Source organism: Rhizobium sp. P1_B8 (assembly GCF_056406515.1).
The window spans coordinates 24,613-41,566 of sequence record NZ_JBFTZZ010000032.1 but is presented as its reverse complement, the minus strand read 5'-3'; the positions used below and the strand labels follow the sequence as shown (position 1 = coordinate 41,566).

Annotated in this window: 15 protein-coding genes; 8 read left to right on the top strand and 7 right to left on the bottom strand. The window is 60.7% G+C overall.

The window, feature by feature from the left end:
* Positions 1–146 precede the first annotated feature (146 nt).
* On the bottom strand, positions 147–902 hold the full coding sequence (gene hutC, locus AC1D2N_RS29215; RefSeq protein WP_130653708.1) for a histidine utilization repressor: 756 nt from the start codon (positions 900–902) through the stop codon (positions 147–149).
* Between the two features lie 196 nt (positions 903–1,098).
* On the opposite strand from hutC, the gene AC1D2N_RS29210 reads away from it, so the two are divergent.
* The 5 genes from AC1D2N_RS29210 (at position 1,099) to AC1D2N_RS29190 (ending at position 5,883) form a co-directional block, all read left to right on the top strand.
* On the top strand, positions 1,099–1,938 hold the full coding sequence (locus tag AC1D2N_RS29210) for a transporter substrate-binding domain-containing protein (RefSeq protein ID WP_113544610.1): 840 nt from the start codon (positions 1,099–1,101) through the stop codon (positions 1,936–1,938).
* A 105-nt stretch (positions 1,939–2,043) separates the two neighbouring features.
* Positions 2,044–2,769, top strand: a complete 726-nt coding sequence (locus tag AC1D2N_RS29205; protein ID WP_018069855.1) for an ABC transporter permease — start codon at positions 2,044–2,046, stop codon at positions 2,767–2,769.
* A gap of 10 nt (positions 2,770–2,779) precedes the next feature.
* A complete protein-coding gene (locus tag AC1D2N_RS29200; RefSeq protein ID WP_112908542.1) occupies positions 2,780–3,484 on the top strand; it encodes an ABC transporter permease in 705 nt (234 codons plus the stop codon).
* A 138-nt stretch (positions 3,485–3,622) separates the two neighbouring features.
* Positions 3,623–4,399: an ABC transporter ATP-binding protein gene (locus tag AC1D2N_RS29195; protein WP_018246352.1), complete on the top strand. Its 777-nt coding sequence runs from the start codon at positions 3,623–3,625 to the stop codon at positions 4,397–4,399.
* Positions 4,396–5,883 (top strand): HAL/PAL/TAL family ammonia-lyase, encoded by a 1,488-nt coding sequence (locus tag AC1D2N_RS29190; protein ID WP_130653706.1) that lies wholly within the window; start codon positions 4,396–4,398, stop codon positions 5,881–5,883. Before AC1D2N_RS29195 ends, AC1D2N_RS29190 begins: the two co-directional genes overlap by 4 nt.
* Positions 5,884–5,890: 7 nt before the next feature.
* On the opposite strand, the gene AC1D2N_RS29185 is transcribed toward AC1D2N_RS29190, so the two are convergent.
* The 6 genes from AC1D2N_RS29185 to AC1D2N_RS29160 all read right to left on the bottom strand — a co-directional run bounded on the left by AC1D2N_RS29185 (position 5,891) and on the right by AC1D2N_RS29160 (position 13,560).
* On the bottom strand, positions 5,891–6,436 hold the full coding sequence (locus tag AC1D2N_RS29185) for a hypothetical protein (protein ID WP_130653705.1): 546 nt from the start codon (positions 6,434–6,436) through the stop codon (positions 5,891–5,893).
* Positions 6,437–6,532: 96 nt separating this feature from the next.
* The gene (locus tag AC1D2N_RS29180) at positions 6,533–7,336 is read right to left on the bottom strand and encodes a transporter (RefSeq protein ID WP_370091298.1); all 804 of its coding nucleotides are present in this window, start codon (positions 7,334–7,336) and stop codon (positions 6,533–6,535) included.
* A gap of 230 nt (positions 7,337–7,566) precedes the next feature.
* On the bottom strand, positions 7,567–8,355 hold the full coding sequence (locus AC1D2N_RS29175) for a hypothetical protein (RefSeq protein WP_028732654.1): 789 nt from the start codon (positions 8,353–8,355) through the stop codon (positions 7,567–7,569).
* A gap of 88 nt (positions 8,356–8,443) precedes the next feature.
* The gene (locus tag AC1D2N_RS29170; protein ID WP_130653704.1) at positions 8,444–10,720 is read right to left on the bottom strand and encodes a tetratricopeptide repeat protein; all 2,277 of its coding nucleotides are present in this window, start codon (positions 10,718–10,720) and stop codon (positions 8,444–8,446) included.
* 73 nt (positions 10,721–10,793) lie between these two features.
* The gene (locus tag AC1D2N_RS29165) at positions 10,794–11,804 is read right to left on the bottom strand and encodes an HAD family hydrolase (RefSeq protein ID WP_130653703.1); all 1,011 of its coding nucleotides are present in this window, start codon (positions 11,802–11,804) and stop codon (positions 10,794–10,796) included.
* Positions 11,805–11,889: 85 nt separating this feature from the next.
* Positions 11,890–13,560 (bottom strand): arylsulfatase, encoded by a 1,671-nt coding sequence (locus AC1D2N_RS29160; RefSeq protein ID WP_130653702.1) that lies wholly within the window; start codon positions 13,558–13,560, stop codon positions 11,890–11,892.
* Between the two features lie 295 nt (positions 13,561–13,855).
* Between AC1D2N_RS29160 and AC1D2N_RS29155 the strand changes: the two genes are divergently transcribed.
* The 3 genes from AC1D2N_RS29155 (at position 13,856) to AC1D2N_RS29145 (ending at position 16,831) form a co-directional block, all read left to right on the top strand.
* Positions 13,856–15,751 (top strand): sensor histidine kinase, encoded by a 1,896-nt coding sequence (locus tag AC1D2N_RS29155; protein ID WP_130653701.1) that lies wholly within the window; start codon positions 13,856–13,858, stop codon positions 15,749–15,751.
* The gene (locus tag AC1D2N_RS29150; RefSeq protein ID WP_477982494.1) at positions 15,748–16,380 is read left to right on the top strand and encodes a response regulator transcription factor; all 633 of its coding nucleotides are present in this window, start codon (positions 15,748–15,750) and stop codon (positions 16,378–16,380) included. Before AC1D2N_RS29155 ends, AC1D2N_RS29150 begins: the two co-directional genes overlap by 4 nt.
* A 79-nt stretch (positions 16,381–16,459) precedes the next feature.
* Positions 16,460–16,831, top strand: coding sequence for a response regulator transcription factor (locus tag AC1D2N_RS29145; RefSeq protein ID WP_026188755.1), 372 nt, complete (start codon positions 16,460–16,462; stop codon positions 16,829–16,831).
* Positions 16,832–16,954: the final 123 nt, after the last annotated feature.

Genomic DNA, 16,954 nt, shown 5'->3' with positions numbered 1-16,954 from the left:
GTCTCCTCCGCTTATTTTCACACGCCGTGATAAGTCTCCGCCAAGGACGCTGTTTCCTCGGTCAAGCAGTGCGGCCGCTGCCGTTTACACCCGCTCCTGGCGACGGCGCGGCCTACATGGTCCCATATACAACATCACGGGTGTTTTCATTCCTCGAACATCTTGCCACTACGGGCTTCCAAGCGATAGCGGTGGCCTGGATAGACGAGACGTGCGGTCGAGACCACCTGCTTTGCCGACCATGTGCGGCGGCGGATTGTCAGGCACGGTTCGGTCTTCATGATGGTCAGTAGCTTGCATTCCCATGCCTGCGGCATCGCCGCCTCGACGACGTGTTCGGAGCCGCTCAGCGGGGCCGCAGCCGTCAGATAAGCGTTCGGCGTCAGCGTCGAAAAATCCTGGTCGAGATATTCAGGCGCGGCCTCCGGGTGGACGAAGCGGTCCTCGATCTGCACGGGAACGCCGTTTTCGCTGTGGACGATCAGCGAATGGAAAACCGCAGCGCCAATCGCAAGTTCCAGCGCGTCGGCAACCTCTGGAGAGGCGGTTTCCTGGGCGAGAACAACGACGGAGGCCTCGTGGACATGACCGCGTTCGGCGATTTCCTCGGCGATGTTGCGGACCTCGAACAGTGCCGAATAACCCTTGCGCTCGGCAACGAAGGAGCCGACGCCCTGGATACGGACGAGTTCGCCTTCGTTGGCAAGTTCGCGCAGCGCCCGATTGGCGGTCATCTTGCTGACGCCGAGCTCGACGACCAGCTCGTTTTCCGAGGGCACGCGATATTTCGGCGGCCATTCGCCGCTGTGGATGCGGTCGAGGATCACCTGCTTGACGCCGGCATAGAGCGGGGTGCTATCATTTTCCGCCAGTTCGCGCTTCATCTCGCCGGGACGCTTCATTGCCTATTCCTTTTGCACGAATGGAATTCGCTACATAATTCGACTTTCCTCTTGCATATCACAAAATATCTCATATGGTACCATATACAACCTCCCATTCGGTCCTTGAAACAGAAATAGGACAGGAAAGGGCAAGCCGGCGAAGATCGGCCGTGGTGCCGCAAGGTCTGTTTCAACTCCAGAGGAGAATTCACACATGAAATTCAGCGCAATCCTGCTTTGTGGCGTGGCGGCTCTTTCCGCCTTCGCCGCACCTGCCTTTTCCAAAGACTGGACGAAGGCGACCATTACCCTCGAAGGCGCCTATGCGCCCTGGAACCTCACCAATGCCGACGGCACGCTCGGCGGCTTCGAACCGGAACTCGCCAAGGTGCTGTGCGAACGCGCCAAGATCGAATGCACGCTGGTCGCCTCCGACTGGGACGGCATGATCCCGGCGCTCAACGCCGGCAAGTTCGACGTCATCATGGATGCACTGTCGATCACCGATGAGCGCAAGCAGGTCATCGACTTTACGGTTCCCTATGCCGCCACGCCTGCCGCCTTTGCTACCGCCAAGGACAGCCCGCTGGCAAAGGCCGCCGGCACCGGCACTACGATCAAGATGACGCCCGGCCAGACCGGCGTGAAAGAGATCGACGCGCTGAAGGCCGCCTTCAAGGGCAAGACGATCGGCATCCAGGCGGCGACCGTCTACGCCAAGTTCGTCTATGACAATTTCGGCGATATTGCCGAGATCCGCGAATACAAGACCGGTGCCGACCGCGACCTCGACCTGCAGAACGGCCGCATCGACCTCGGCTTCGACGATGCCGTCTATTTCAACAATGCTTTTGCGTCCGCCAACGGCGCGCTCGACTTCACCGGCCCCGAGATCGCCGGTTCGATCTGGGGCGAGGGCGAAGGCCTGGGTGTCCGCAAGGCCGACACGGACCTGCGCGACAAGTTCAGCGAAGCGATCAAGTCCGCACTTGCCGACGGCACCGTCAAGAACCTCTCGATGAAGTGGTTCAAGGTCGACGTCAGCCCGCAATAAGCGTTTCGGCCTTTCGGCCGCAAACACCGGTCTCCGGCTTTATCGCCGGAGACCGCATGCTATTGTCAATCCGCAAAACACTGCCACGGACGGGGAACGGACGATATGGCAAGCTTGGAACTTCTCGGCTTCGGCTCGACGGGATGGGGCGCGTTGCTTATTGCCGCCGCCTTGATGACGCTGGCTGTCACGGCGACGGCACTGGCGATCGGCGCAGTGCTCGGCGCGATTGTCGCAGCTGCGAAACTCTCCGGCAATCTTGTCCTCGTCACGCTCGGCAACGTCTATACGACCGTCTTTCGCGGCGTGCCCGAACTGCTGATCATCTATCTCATCTATTTCGGCGGTTCGTCGGCCGTCACCTCTATCGGCCAGGCAATGGGTTACGAGGGGTTCCTCGGCTTGCCCTCCTTTGTCGCAGGCGCGCTTGCCGTCGGCATCATCTCCGGCGCCTACCAGGCGGAGGTCTTCCGCGGCTCTTTCCTCGCCATCTCCAAAGGTGAGCTTGAGGCCGCCTCGGCGATCGGCATGCATCGCGGCATGCGCCTTCGCCGCATCATCATGCCGCAGGTGTTTCGCCTCGCCATTCCCGGCCTCGGTAACGTCTGGCAGCTCAGTCTCAAGGATTCGGCGCTGATCTCCGTCACCGGTCTTGCCGAGCTGATGCGCACCAGCCAGGTGGCGGCGGGCTCGACCCGGCAATATTTCCTGTTCTTCATTGCCGGCGGCTGCCTCTATCTGCTCCTGACCAGCCTTTCGGACCGCATCTTCAACGGGGCGGAGCGCCGCGCCAATCGCAGCATGCCGGCATCCGCCATGGGCCAGGCGTAAGGAGGCGACCATGGATTTCACCTTCATCGCCTCGACCATGGTCACCCTGCTCAAGGCCGTACCGACGACGCTCATCCTGTTTTCCCTGTCGATCGTCTCCGGCGGCCTGCTGGCGCTTGTCATCGTCTGGATGCGGACCAGCGGCAACTCAGTGCTTTCGGGCTTCGCCAAGGGCTATATTTTCGTCTTCCGGGGCTCGCCGCTGCTGATCCAGATGTTCCTGGTATTCTACGGCCTCGGCCAGTTCGGCGTCATCCGCTATTCCTTCCTCTGGCCGTTCCTGCGCGAGCCGATGGTTTGCGCCGTGCTGTCGCTGGCGCTCTGCACCGCCGGCTACACGGCGGAGATCTTCCGCGGCGGCATTCGCGCCGTCTCGCCGAAGGAGATCGAAGCGGCACGCTCGATCGGCATGTCCGGCTTCCTGCTGGTGCGCCGTATCCTGGCGCCGATCGCCTTTCGCCACGCGCTGCCGGCCTATTCCACCGAGATCGTGCTGATGATGAAGTCGACGGCGCTCGCAAGCCTCGTCACCGTCTGGGAAGTCACCGGGGTGGCGCAGCGGCTGATCTCGCAGACCTACCGCACGATGGAAGTCTTTCTCTGTGCGGCGATCATCTATCTCGTCCTCAACTTCATCATCCTGCAGGGCATGGCTCTGCTCGAATATTCGCTGTCCCGACATCGCCGTGCCATTCCGCAGGCGCTGAAGGCGTAAGCGACCTAGAACAGGATGATTTTAGGCCGGGTCGGCCTAAAATCTGAATCCTGTTCTAAATTAATAGTTAGAGCATGATGTTGTCCGAAAACCGCTCACACTTTTCGGCATCATGCTCGTGACCCGATTGGAGCACTCATGCCAGGCGTAACCCGACTATCGGTCCGCAATATCCGCAAGAGCTTCGGTACGCACGAAGTATTGCGCGGCATTTCCCTCGATGCGGAAGACGGCGATGTGATCTCGCTGCTCGGCGCCTCCGGCTCCGGCAAGTCGACCTTTCTGCGTTGCATTAACATGCTCGAAACTGCCAGCGACGGCGAGATCTGGGTCGACGGTGAGGAGATCCGCATGGTGCATAAGGGCGGGCGAAGCAAGCCGGCCAGCCAGAAGCAGGTGGACCATATCCGCTCCGAACTCGGCATGGTGTTCCAGTCCTTCAATCTCTGGTCCCATATGACGATCCTGCAGAACGTCATCGAAGGGCCGATCCATGTGCTGAAGCGACCGCGAGCCGACTGCATCGCCGAGGCCGAAGCGCTGCTCGAAAAGGTGGGCATTGCCGATAAGCGCCATGCCTATCCGGCCCATCTCTCCGGTGGCCAGCAGCAGCGCGCCGCAATCGCCCGTGCGCTGGCGATGAAGCCGAAGGTGATGCTCTTTGACGAACCGACCTCGGCGCTTGATCCCGAGCTCGTCGGCGAAGTGCTGCGCGTCATGCGCGCGCTTGCCGAGGAAGGCATGACCATGCTCGTCGTCACCCATGAGATGAGCTTTGCCCGCAACGTCTCGAACCGCGTGGTCTTCATGCGCGAAGGCCTGATCGAAAGCAGCGGCAAGCCGGACGACATGTTTACCGGCGGCGCAACGCCCGCGTTTCGCCAATTCATCGGCCATTTCGGAAGCGGTCAATGACAATCACCATCGAGTCCGTGCTGACCTGGCGCGATGTCGCGCGCGTCGGGACCGGAGAAGCGCTGGCGCTGTCGCCCACCGCCCTGGCGCGCGTCGAGCAGGCAAGCCGCATCGTCGCGCGCATCGTCGAGACGGGCGTGCGTGCCTATGGCGTCAATACCGGCGTCGGGGCACTCGCCGATACGGTGGTCGATCGTGCCTCGCAGAGCCTGTTGTCGCGCAGCATCGTGCTCAGCCATGCTTGCGGCGTCGGTCCGTTGCTGGCCGCCCGCGAGGTGCGCGCCATCATCGCGGCTGAGATCGCCAATTTCGCCCATGGTCATTCCGGCGTGCGGCGCGAGATCGTCCAGCATCTTGCGGCCCTGCTGGAACATGATTGCATTCCCGACGTGCCGTCCAAGGGTTCTGCCGGTTACCTCGTCCATAACGCCCATATTGCCCTTGTTCTGATCGGCGAAGGCAGCGCTCACCGGGACGGCCGGCGCATGAGCGGTCGCGAGGCGCTTGCTGCGATCGGCCTCGAACCGCTGGTGCTCGGCGCCAAGGAAGGCTTGAGCCTGGTCAACGGCACGGCCTGCGCCACCGGCCTGGCCGCAGTGGCGCTTTCGCGCGCCGAGCGGCTGCTCGACTGGGCCGATGCGATCGCCGCGCTGACGCTGGAAGCGGCAGGCTGCCAGATCGCCGCCTTCGACGGGGCGGTGCTGGCGCTGCGCCCATCGGCGGGAATAGAGAAAGTCGGAGCGAGCCTGCGCGCGCGGCTTCAGGGCAGCGGTCTTGTCGCCGCCGCCTTCGGCCGGCGCACGCAGGATGCGCTCAGCCTTCGTTCGGTGCCGCATGCCCATGGCGCTGCCCGCGATGTCTTCGACAATTCCGCCCGCGTCGTCGATCAGGAACTTGCTTCGGTGACGGACAATCCGGCTGTCTCAGGCACGCCGGAACACCCGATCGTCTCCTCCGAGGCCCATGCGGTTGCCCCGGCGCTCGGGCAGGCGGCCGATAGCCTGGCCATTGCGCTGGCGCAGATCGGCGCAATCAGCGAACGGCGCATGGATCGGCTCGTCAATCCGCTGGTAAGTGGTCTGCCGCCCTTTTTGGCGAGCGATGCCGGCAGCCATTCCGGCTTCATGATTGCTCAGTATACCGCTGCCGCGCTCAGCAACGAGAACCGCCGCCTTGCCGCACCCGCGGCCATGGACGGCGGGCTGACCTCAGGCCTGCAGGAGGATTTCCTCGCGCATCCGACGGCTGCCGCCGGCAAGCTGCTCGCCGTCATCGACAACGCCGAATATATCCTGGCAATCGAGCTGATGGCCGCTGCCCAGGCGCATGATTTCCTGGCGGCGACGGCGCCGCGGGCCGCAGGGACAGACGTGGTCTACAAGGCCGTGCGGGAGCATGTTTCCCACTATAGTGACGAACGGCCGCTCAACGGCGATATCGAAGCCGTCCGCAGCCTGATCCGCGATACTTCGCCGCCGCTATAATCGACTGTCAGAACGGTTTGCTTGTTTCGGAATTCTGCTTCGGCCTTTCGCCAACCTCGAGGCGTTTGAGGCACTGGCGATAAGTCGGGTAGAGCTGATCCACCCGCGAGAGCGGAAGCGTCCAGTCGCCTTCGTCGCCGGCAAAGGTAAGCTGCACGTCAGGCGTCCCGGCAAAGGAATTCTTGATGATCTTCTTCAGTCCGCCGCTCCCCTTGCTGGCCGGACCCCAGAGGCGAAGCGTGTTCTTGTCGAAGAATTCGGCGGCGACCACTTTCGTCGTCGTACGGTTGGTCAGCGTCACCTCGGTCTTGGTATCGGCCGGGATGTCCCATGTGTTCTTTGATACCAGCCAGAACGTCTCGGTTGCGCTCTGGCGGAATTCCATGGTCTTGCCGATCTCGCTGTCCCACAGCAGGCGGCAATAGGGATGCGGGCTCTCATTCGCAAAGCCGACTGACCATTGTCTCGCGCCGCCCATCCAATCGGTCTCGCCGAAGGCTGAGACCGGCTGCAGGGCGGCTGCAATCAGAACCATCACTGTCGGAATTTTCATCGCCGAAATCTTCTCCAACGCAATCGGCTCCAGCAATAGCAAAAGAAGGTTGAGCTTTTGCTACTACAGCCGCCGCGCGCGTCGTCGACTGCGGATTCACTTCGGGAAGAGGAACGTGACCGCGACGCGGAAGCCCAGTCCTTCCGGGCCATTGTCTGGAGCCGCCGCCCAATATCGTATGCCCGCCGTCAGGCTGATTGGCTGCTTGTCGATGGTGATCAGCTTGGCGACTGCGAAGTTGATCGGCACCGACCAGTCGTTCGTTTCCCAGTTATATGTCGACTCCGTATTCAGCGAGAACGTCCAGGCGTCCTTGGTCGTGTAGGAGAGGAACGGCTGGAGGAACGTCGAACTCACATCCTCCCGGTCGCTTTGACCAGCGAACGACCAGATGTGGTTCCCGAGAAAGCCGTAAGTCCAGGGGCCGTCCTGCTTAAGGACGACCGCTGTCGGACCCGCACCCCACTTGCCGCTTCCGAGGAGCTCGTCCGTCGCCGTCGGCAGCAGGAACACCGGGCCGACGCCCCAGACGATGCCGCTCTCGGTCGGCTTGGACGGCGAGAAGAAGAAGCTTTGCGTGATGTCGCCCAGACCGAACTGCGTTCCCGACGGTCCGGCAATGTCGTTCTGCCATGTGACTGGCAGGATGGTGCGCGAGATGACGTTCCAGTCCTCGTTTATCTTGAAGGGAATGACCGGCTGAATGTTCAGCGTTGCCTTGTCGCCGTCGTCTGGACCATAGCCGTGATCGTAGTTGAACTGGAACGGGACGCTGATGAGCGAGGCTATCGGATTGGAAAGCTTCTTCGCCAGGTCTTCACTCGACTGGGCGGCTGCCGTCCCTGTCCAGACACCGAGCGGCGCGACAACCAGTACTACCCAAGAAGCGACTTTCTTCATCAATGCCTCCATGATCCGATTGAACCCAGCCCGCAGGGCAGGCTTCCTCCGAAATGAAACGATATCGCCCGGATCGATCCTGTTGGATACCGAACTTTGAGCCGCTGTCACGGCGGCTCCCTGCTGCTGGGGGACGTCGTTTTTCCGGCTCCCGGAGGACACCAGGTCTTCAAATGGCGAGCATACTGGAAGGATAATCGCTAACAGTACGAAGTTCGCCAGTCCGGCCTTTAGAACCGAATGGCCACCCCGAAGATCGGCCCCTGCTGAACGACGTCGAAGACGAACCCGTCATTATCGTAATTGACGCCGAGTGCACGATATCCGGCGACCGCTGAGATGGTGTCGTTGAACTTATAGCCGAGGCCCAACGCCACATCCCAGTCGATATCGGCGCCGCCGGCGCCCAGTAGGCCCCACCCCGTGACATAGATTTCCGGCGTGAAGAAGTAGTTTCCTCGGACGCCGGCGACGGCATCGATCCATGTGGCGCTGTCTTCGACATCCACTCCGGCCAGAATGCCGCCATTAAAGGAGATCTCGGTTTTGGCCGACCAGACCCTCATGCCGCCGACCACATCGAGATGGCCATTTTGGTCTTCGAGCACGGCGTAACCGGCGCCAAGAAATCCCGCGAAGGTCTTCGATGTCACATCGACGCTGTCGGCAAGGATGCCGGCAGGTGTGTCGGCGTCGGCACCGAGCTTGGTGTAGATCACGTCACCGACGATGCTGAAGCGATCGTATCTTGCTTCGCCTGCCGCCATGAAAGCGAAGTCGAGGTTATTGAGGATATCGCCGAAATCCGCGTCGATATGAACATCCGGAAGTCCAAACTGCCCAATATCGCCGGATATGCCGGCAGCCCAGAAATATGGCGCGAAGGTGAATTCCCAGCCGCTCTGGCTCTCGACTGTTTTTGCTTCCGGCGTGAGCGGCGTGATATCGGCAGCGTTGCCGGCCGACGCCGCGCAAATGCCCGTCACCAATAGAATGGCACGCAAGTATATGGCTTTCATGAGAATCCCCCGATCTCGTTTCGCCTCGGCACTGCTGTCCCGAGTCGGCACTGTGCGGCGAGAGGTAGATTTCGACAAGCTCAAATACCTATTTTTCGTTGATCGCCTGCGTCAACTGCCCGATGAGGCCTGAAATCTGCTGGTCCTCAGGTCTCAGTCGCGCCAGATCCTCGGCGTATTTCAGCGCCTCCGGCAAGCGTCGAAGCTTGAGACTGTATCGGAGCGCCAGGCCGATGATATCAGCGTCTTCGCCCGCCGCCCAACCATCGAGCTTGTCCAGTGCTTCTTCCGTCCGGCCAGCGGAATCGAGAGCGACGGCAAAGGTCGTCTTGTAGCGGGAGTTTTGTGGATCCAGCCGCACGGCTTCTTGGAGTTCTGTGATAGCCTCGGTCAATGCCTGTTTGCGTACCAGCGACAACGCGTGTCCGTACCGCAGATCCGCGCTTTCAGGCGCCATCCCGATCGCTTCGGCATAAGTCTGTTCCGATTGGTCGTTCCGGCCGGTGGCGCGGTAGAATTCCGCGAGATTGATGCGCATTGCCTCGAGTGTCGGGTCGAGCGAAATCGCTCGCCGGAAGGCGGCTTCGGCCTCGGCCGTACGCTGTCGGGCGAACAGGAAGAAGCCATAATTGCTTTGTGCTTCCGCGACGTCGCCATTGGTTTCGACATAGGCGCGCAGGTCCGCGACGGCGGCTTCGAAATTGCCTTGCTGATCGCCGAAGAGGTGGGGAGGAGTGCCGGCGAGTGCGTTGGCGGCAGCAACGCGCACCGCGCGCGTTGCATCGCCCAGCAGGTTGCCGATCGCCTCCAGCCTCTGCTCCGGCGGAATGTTGCCTGTCGCTTCCGCAGCACCGAGCCTGACGAGCGGATCTGCATCGGCCGCGGCCGTTTGAATGTCGGCGGTGATCTCCACGCCGCCAGTTCGGCTCATTGCTGCGATGGCGCTACCCCTGACAATTCCTGCCTGGTCATGGTCACTGACAAGCGCGCGCAGAGCCTCCACCGCGGCTTGATCGCCGTTTGCAGCTCCGGCGAAGGCATGGGCGATCGACGGGCGTTTGCGCCATTGCGTCCCGTACCATTTGTCCATTGTTTCGGCTGCCCAATCATTCGTTCTGCCGACATGACAGGTCGTGCACGCATTCGGCGTTCCGAGGGTTGCCGACAGGTCGGGTCGGGGGATGACGAAGGAGTGGTCGCGGCGCGGGTCGACCTTCATGTAGGTGCGTTCCGGCATGTGGCAGTTGGCGCATTGTGCTCCGGTGGAGCCGGCCTGGTGACGGGTGTGCTCGGGAGTGTCGAACAGCCCGCTCGGATCTTGGTTGACGAAGCGCTCCGGCTTCGTCTCTGTGTGGCATTGCGTGCACAGTGCATTGCCCTCGGCTTTGAGGCCGGCATCGTGCGGCCGATGGCAGTCGAGACAGGTCACGCCCGCCCTTGCCATCTTGCTTTGCTGAAACGAGCCATATTCGAAGACCTCGTCAAGGATCTGCCCGTCGGGGAAATAGAGATCCTGCCGGAGCAGGGCAGGGGAGAAATAGTCGAGAAAGGGCTTTCCCGGCTGGTAGCCGTCCAGCAGCTTGGTGCGCCTGGCATGGCAGGCAAAGCAGATGCCCGCATCGACTTTCGGCAGACCTGTATCCGGCTTGACTGCGGATGAGGCGTTGTCCGATTGCGCGGAAGCGACGTGCTTGGCGCCCGGACCATGACAGGACTGACAGCCGATGCTGGTGGCGACGTAGGTCGACTCGTATTCGTTCGTCTGCGGTTGAAACTTCGCCTGGGGATCGGTCGAATGACAATCGATGCAGGTGCGGTTCCAGCGATAAAAGGGACCTGTCCAATGATAGGTCGATCCGGGTTTGGCCGGGGTGCCGTTGCCGAGCCAGAACCACTGCCGTTTGACCGTATCCCAGGCGATGTCGAGAGCCTGCAGCCGTCCTCCCCCGATGTCGATGAGGTATTGCTGCAGGGGCTCGTAGGCGAAGGTATATTTGACTTCGAACTCGGCCTGGTTGCCGTCCGCCCCCTCGGTGTTCACGAAGAAGCGGTCATCGCGGCGGGTGAAGGTGGTGACGACGCCGTCATGCTCAAACCTGCTATTGTCGAAATCGCCGCGCACCGTTTCCTCGTCGGCCAGGGCCATGGCCTTTGCATGGTGGGATTTCGAAAAAGCCGCAGCCTGATCGGCGTGGCAGGACGAGCACGTCCTTTCGTCCACGAAACCCTCGTGGATCGCTATTCGGGGGTCGGCGGCGGGCGTCGAGAGGGGGTCACGCGCAAGGCTGTGCCCGGCAAAGGCGAGCAACAGGAAAAGCAGGAGGGTCACTCCTCTCACCGCTGCTGACCGAACACACGCTGCCACTCAATCGCTCCCTGTCGACGTTTTAAAAGGTCACGGCGCCATCGTCCAAGGCTCCGGCGCTCGGCACATTCCCCTAGTCCTTGAACACCTGCTTCCAGTCGGCCTTCATGTCAACGACGGTCCAGCCAACGATGGAGGCGGCATCGAGCGCCTTGTCGAGGCGACCGAATTCGGTATCGCGGTCGTAGGCGTATTCACGGTCCGAATCGGTGTGATGGATCAGCACGCCGAGCCTGGCAGGTGCGCCCGCCATGGTCGTCCATTGCAGCATTTGGAGATCTCCGTCGGAATTGCCGAAGGCTGCAATCGGCCGCCGGCCGATCTGCTGGTTGATCCCGACGGGTTTGCCGGCCTTGTCGTCGATGAAGTTGACTTCAGGGAGCCGAAACAGGGTCGGTGTGTCGTCCTGCATCCTGAATTCGGTCTTGATCGACGAGCCGATAACCTGCTCGGGCGGGACGCCATAGACTTTTTCCGCCCATGGCCGCATGAACTCGATGCCTCCGCCTGAGACGATGAAGGTTTTGAAGCCGTTGGCGCGGAGATAGGCGAGAAGCTCGACCATCGGCTGGTAGACGAGTTCAGTGTATGGCCGCTTGAATTTCGGGTCACGTGCCGAAGCAAGCCAATCGGTCACGACCTTCTGGAAATCGCTGCTGGTCATTCCCGCATGCGTGGTCATGACGAGTTCGACGAGGCCCTTTTCGCCGGACGCCGCGAGTGCCTTCATGTCGCCTTCGAGCACCGCCTTGAACGGCTGCGTTTCCTTCCATTCCGGATGCTGCGGGGCAAGCGCCTTCACCCGGTCCAGGGCGAACGCGAGCTGCGTATATATCGGATGTTCGACCCACAGGGTTCCATCATTGTCGAATACGGCGATACGCTCCGCTTCCGGAACGAAGTCGGCTGAACTCGGTTTTGTCACCTTCTCAACGAAGGAGATGATCGCTTGTTTCGGTGCCGTGTCGTTCCACGAAGGCAGTGCGTCCGTTTGAGCGACTGCCGACCCTGCAGTAAAAAGGCATGCTGCAGCGGCGAGCGCGACGCCGCGGGAAAAATACAGGAAACTACGTGCCGAATTCATCGCAATGCCTCCATCGATTAACTTGCGGCAATCTTGAACTTGGAGATACGCGGCAGCCCCGGATCGCTCCGGGGCCGCCAAGGACCTAGTTCCCGGTCGGAGCCGTGATATTGACCCCCTCCTTGCCGAGTTGTTCACGCACCGACTCTAACATCTGATACTTGGAGAGTTCGATCGGGCCGTCGTAACCCATGCTCTGCAGCTTGCGCGGGGGGTACTCGACGTAGGTTTTCATGAGGTCCTTGATCGCTCCCGAGATGGAGACCAATGTCCAGGTATGTTCGGTGTAGTTGTTCATGAAGATGTCGTAGCGTTCTTGCGGATCCTGCAGCAGATCGAACACCTGTGGCACGATGGCGACGTAGGACTGAGCACCCTTCCAGCCCAGGTTGGTATCAACCGCCAGACCGCCCGTGGCCTGCCCATTGTCGCCGCGCAGGTTGAACACGGCCTTGTAATTGCCGACACGGGCAGCACCCGGCGTCAATTCGTTTTCAGTAAAGTAGAACCAGTTTTTGCGGGCAGATTTTCCCGTACCCAGCAGAATCGGGGTCATATCGTAGCTATCGAAGATAATCGGTTTATCTTCGCGGTCTTTGGTGGGCAGCGGCACGCCGCCGGCTGCGGCAAAGGTCGCCATCAGATCGAGACCACCGACGATGTCGTGATTTTTTACGTCCTGCTTGATCTTGCCGGGCCAGACAGCGATCGCGGGAACACGGTTGCCGCCTTCGCGCACGGTGCCTTTTGTACCGCGGAATGGTGTGTAGCCCGCGTCCGGATAGACGTCTTGCCAAGCGCCGTTATCGGTCGTGTAAAAAACCAGCGTATTTCTGTCCATGCCAGTTTCACGCAGCTTGTCCATAATCCTTCCGATGCGTGTATCCAGCTCCACAACGGAGTCCGCATACTTGCTCTTCGAGATCGATTTGCCCTGGAAGTCCGGGGCCGGCATGTTCGGCTGGTGCACTTTCATGAAATTGACGTTGATGAAGAAAGGCTGATCCGGCGTCTTTGCAGCTTCATCAAGAAAGCCCAGTGCCGCTTTCTCTACGTAGCCGTCGAAGAACGGAATGCCGACAACGCCTTCCTTGCCGTCGATCACGGGCGTATCGACATATTGACCGTTGATCTTGAAGTCTTCCTTTACCTCACCTCCGGCCTTGCCGGACAGCGAGCCCGTTGTCACTTTCTGGAACAGAGCGCGGGTTTCCGCATCCATATCAGGGAACCAGGTCGGGTCGGCATAGGTGTAGGCATTGAGGTGGTAGAGGCCGACATACTTCATTTCGTCGTAACCCTGCGCGATCGGAAGCGCATAGTCCGCCTCCCCGAGGTGCCATTTGCCGGTGAAATAGGTGTGATAGCCACCGCGCTTCAGAACGGAGGCGAGCGTCCATTCCGCTGCGGGCAATCCGCCGCCTTGGCCTTGAAATGCCACCGTCGTCATGCCGCTGCGGTTCGGAATGCGTCCCGTCTGCATGGCGGCGCGGCCGGGCGTGCAGCTCGGTTGGGCGTAGAAGGAAAAGAAGGTCATGCCTTCGTCGGCCAGCTTGTCGATGCTCGGGGTCGGCATCCCGCGGCCCTCACCTCCGCCGTAAGGCCCGAGATCGCCGTAGCCGGTATCATCCGAAACGATGAACAGGATGTTGGGTTTTCGTTGGGAGTCTTGCGCTTGCACGGGCGAGGCTGCGCACCAGAGAACGGTGGATGTAGCCAGTGCTCCGATACAGCGGATAAGGATTCTGCTGTTCATTTCAAATCCCTCCGTTGACGTTCTTGAATGACGGAGCCACTCGCGGACAAGGCTGCGATTGCATGCGTCGATTCAACTGGACTGCTTAAAATGAAGATCCTGCCGGAGCTGCCTCCGGCAGGGATGCGAGGGCCGGCCGCATCTCTGCTCCGGCCCGCTGAACTTTAGCGAATGCTGCCTTCGCTCGATATTGTACTTTGGGGAATCTCTTCATGCAGCGGCAATCGATAGTAGTGATGCGCAGATGACGCCGAAGCGGGAAGCTGTTATTCTTGGCCGGTTTGGGGGGAAGCTGATGGGCTTGGGCGAATGGTCAGGTCGATTATGCTGCACTGCCTTTTTGTTGGCGGTGTTCGCCCCGAGTATGTCCAGTCGTCAGGCCGCAGCCTCCGACACCTCGATTGCCGTCATCGACCGGGTTCCCCGCGTCCTCGTTCTCTACCCCTATGACGAGAGGATCGCGGCAACGACCGCTGCCGGAGAGGCGTTGCGGAGCCGTTTGCTGGAGGCGACCAACGGCAAGATCGATCTGTTTTCCGAGTTCCTGGATCTCTCGCGGTTTCCGGAAGGCGACCATGTCGCGCGCATGGCCCGATATCTGGGCGAAAAATACGCAGTGCGCCGCCCCGACGTGGTCGTGGCCGTCGGCAGCGAATCGGCCAGCTTCATAGTCGCGAACCACGGCACGATCGCGCCCGGCGCAAAGATCGTCGCCGCTGGTTTCGGCACCGCCACCGCCGAGAAGATCGATTTGCCGGATGACGTGATCGGAGCCTTCACGACATTCGACATTCTGAAGACAGCCGAGATGGCCCGCAGCCTTCAGCCCGATGCCCGCCACCTCTACATCGTCGGAGGCTCGTCCGACTTCGACCGCGGATGGCTGGCGACGGCCCGCACGGATTTGAAACAGTTCTCGAAATCCTATGATACGACCACCTATCTGGAAGATCTGACGATCGATGAATTTGTCGAGCGCGTATCCCGCGTGCCGCCCGACAGCATCATCCTGGCATTGACGATCTTCAAGGATCGGGCAGGGCGCAACTTCATTCCGCGCGACGCGATCAGACAGATTGCGGCGACCGCCAGCGCGCCGGTCTATGGGCCCTATCAGACCTACATCGATCATGGCGTCGTCGGCGGCAATACCGTCACATTCGAAGCACTGGGCCGGACCGTCGGCAACCTTGTCATCGATGCGATCGCTGGCAAGCCTGTGTCGGATCTCGAAGCGCCCCAGACATATATCGCCGATGCCCGGCAACTCCAGCGCTGGGGGCTCGCCGAAAAGGATCTGCCGCCGGGCACAATCCAGATGCACAAGAAGAGGAGCCTCTGGGAGGAACACTGGGCAATTCTGGTGGCGGGGAGCGGCCTCGTGCTGGCGCAGGCCAGCATCATCTCGGTGCTCTTGTTTGAGCGGAGGCGCCGCCGCGATGCCGAGAGCCGGTCGCGCCTTCACTTGCTCGAAGCCGTCCACCTTAATCAGTCGGCGACAGCCGGAGCATTGTCCTCGTCCATTGCTCACGAACTGAACCAGCCCCTTTCGGCCATCCGAAACAATGCCGAGGCAGCCGCGGTGCTGCTCCGAAGTGTAAACCCGGATCACCAACTGATTCAGCAGATTCTCCTCGACATCCAGGAGGACGATCAGCGCGCAGGCGATATCATCAGCCGGATGAGAGGGCTGCTCAAGAAGAGAAGCGAGATCGATTGGCAGGAGTTCGATCTGAACGATGTCACGTCGAGCGCAATCCATATCATTCACGGCGAGGCAGAGCGGCGCGGAATTACGCTGACCTCAACACAGCCGCCCGGCGAGTTGCCGGTACGTGCCGACAAAGTTCATGTGCAGCAGGTTATCCTCAATCTGGCAACCAATGCTATGGACGCCATGCTGGACGCCGTCCCGGCCGGGAGAACGCTTACGTTTACAACGGGACTGGCGAACGAGAAGGCGGAGCTGCTGGTCTCCGACACCGGAGACGGCATTCCCGAGGAGAGGCTGATCCGCATCTTCGAACCGTTCTATACCACCAAGCAGGCGGGCACGGGGCTGGGTCTGTCCATAGCCCGCGCCATTCTCGAGACCTATGGCGGCACAATCTGCGCCGACAACCGCCCCGAAGGAGGCGCGGTCTTTCGCGTGGCCCTGCCTCTCGCCCACAGGGAAGAGCAATCGAGATGAAACCGGTTGTCCATATCGTCGATGACGACAAATCCTACCGGACGGCGACCGCAAGGCTGCTTTCCGCACATGGTCTCAGGGTCGAAACCTATGAATCCGGGGACCAATTTCTTGCCCGCCTTTCCACTTGCGAACCGGGATGCGTTCTCCTCGACCTCCAGATGCCCGGCCAGTCCGGGCTGCAAATCCAACGCCGATTGTGCGAGCAGGCACTGCTATTGCCGGTCGTGTTCCTCACGGGGGAGGGAGACATAAAGGCAAGCGTCGAGGCGATGAAGGCGGGTGCCAAGGATTTTCTGGAGAAGAATTCGACCGCGGCGGCATTGATGGAGGCGATCAATCGCGCCCTCATCCAATGCGAACGACAGCAGGCCCGTCACGATCGTCTTCAAGCCCAGCGGGCATTAGTCGCGAGTCTCAGCCCGCGCGAAGCGGAAGTGTTCCGGCTCGTTATACGTGGCCATCTCAACAAGCAGATCGCTTATGCGCTCGGCATCTCGGAGCGGACGGTGAAGGTGCATCGCCATCAGGTCATGGAAAAGCTCGACGTACGCTCGCTGGCCGAGGTGGTGTCGATCGCTGCATATATTGGTCTCATCGACCAGGATACAGCGGCGCCTTCCCCTTAGGACAATATCAATCGACGTCCCGCCGGCCTAATTTGATCGGGAACCATTATCTCTCATATCGTCAAAAGAGGTGTATGAGGTGGAGAACCCTCGCCGCACGGTCGCCGTCGTCGATGATGACGCAAGCCTAAGGCGCAGTCTCGGGCGGCTGCTTAACGCTTACGGTTTTCAGGCCAACGAGTATGCATCGGCCGAGGCCTTTCTCAGTCGCGATCCCAAAACGACGATCGACTGCCTCGTCCTTGATATTGACCTCGGTGGCATGTCCGGCATCGATTTGCAACGCAGGCTGAAAGCCGAGGGAACAACCCTTCCCGTGATTTTCATCACGGCACTGGAAACCGGCTCCGCAAAAGCGCAGGCGGAAAAGGCGGGGTGTGTTGCTTATCTGCAGAAGCAATTTTCCGGAGCTACATTGATTGCGGCCATCAACAAGGCGTTGGGATTGTGAACCGATAAGGGCGGAGGCATGTGCTCTCGAAGCGCGCGACGCGCATTCGAGACCGCCCGGGGAGCATGGATTCGTCGTCATCACATTCCATCGTGGTACTGCGACCAGATCAAAGCGGTTCAC

What these genes read in the sequence shown, in the direction of transcription:
- AC1D2N_RS29160 (WP_130653702.1), bottom strand. Translation starts at nt 13,560, where the DNA reads ATGAACAGCAGAATCCTTATCCGCTGTATCGGAGCACTGGCTACATCC.
- AC1D2N_RS29155 (WP_130653701.1), top strand. Translation starts at nt 13,856, where the DNA reads ATGGGCTTGGGCGAATGGTCAGGTCGATTATGCTGCACTGCCTTTTTG.
- AC1D2N_RS29190 (WP_130653706.1), top strand. Translation starts at nt 4,396, where the DNA reads ATGACAATCACCATCGAGTCCGTGCTGACCTGGCGCGATGTCGCGCGC.
- AC1D2N_RS29200 (WP_112908542.1), top strand. Translation starts at nt 2,780, where the DNA reads ATGGATTTCACCTTCATCGCCTCGACCATGGTCACCCTGCTCAAGGCC.
- AC1D2N_RS29180 (WP_370091298.1), bottom strand. Translation starts at nt 7,336, where the DNA reads ATGAAGAAAGTCGCTTCTTGGGTAGTACTGGTTGTCGCGCCGCTCGGT.
- AC1D2N_RS29175 (WP_028732654.1), bottom strand. Translation starts at nt 8,355, where the DNA reads ATGAAAGCCATATACTTGCGTGCCATTCTATTGGTGACGGGCATTTGC.
- hutC (WP_130653708.1), bottom strand. Translation starts at nt 902, where the DNA reads ATGAAGCGTCCCGGCGAGATGAAGCGCGAACTGGCGGAAAATGATAGC.
- AC1D2N_RS29210 (WP_113544610.1), top strand. Translation starts at nt 1,099, where the DNA reads ATGAAATTCAGCGCAATCCTGCTTTGTGGCGTGGCGGCTCTTTCCGCC.
- AC1D2N_RS29205 (WP_018069855.1), top strand. Translation starts at nt 2,044, where the DNA reads ATGGCAAGCTTGGAACTTCTCGGCTTCGGCTCGACGGGATGGGGCGCG.
- AC1D2N_RS29150 (WP_477982494.1), top strand. Translation starts at nt 15,748, where the DNA reads ATGAAACCGGTTGTCCATATCGTCGATGACGACAAATCCTACCGGACG.
- AC1D2N_RS29185 (WP_130653705.1), bottom strand. Translation starts at nt 6,436, where the DNA reads ATGAAAATTCCGACAGTGATGGTTCTGATTGCAGCCGCCCTGCAGCCG.
- AC1D2N_RS29165 (WP_130653703.1), bottom strand. Translation starts at nt 11,804, where the DNA reads ATGAATTCGGCACGTAGTTTCCTGTATTTTTCCCGCGGCGTCGCGCTC.
- AC1D2N_RS29195 (WP_018246352.1), top strand. Translation starts at nt 3,623, where the DNA reads ATGCCAGGCGTAACCCGACTATCGGTCCGCAATATCCGCAAGAGCTTC.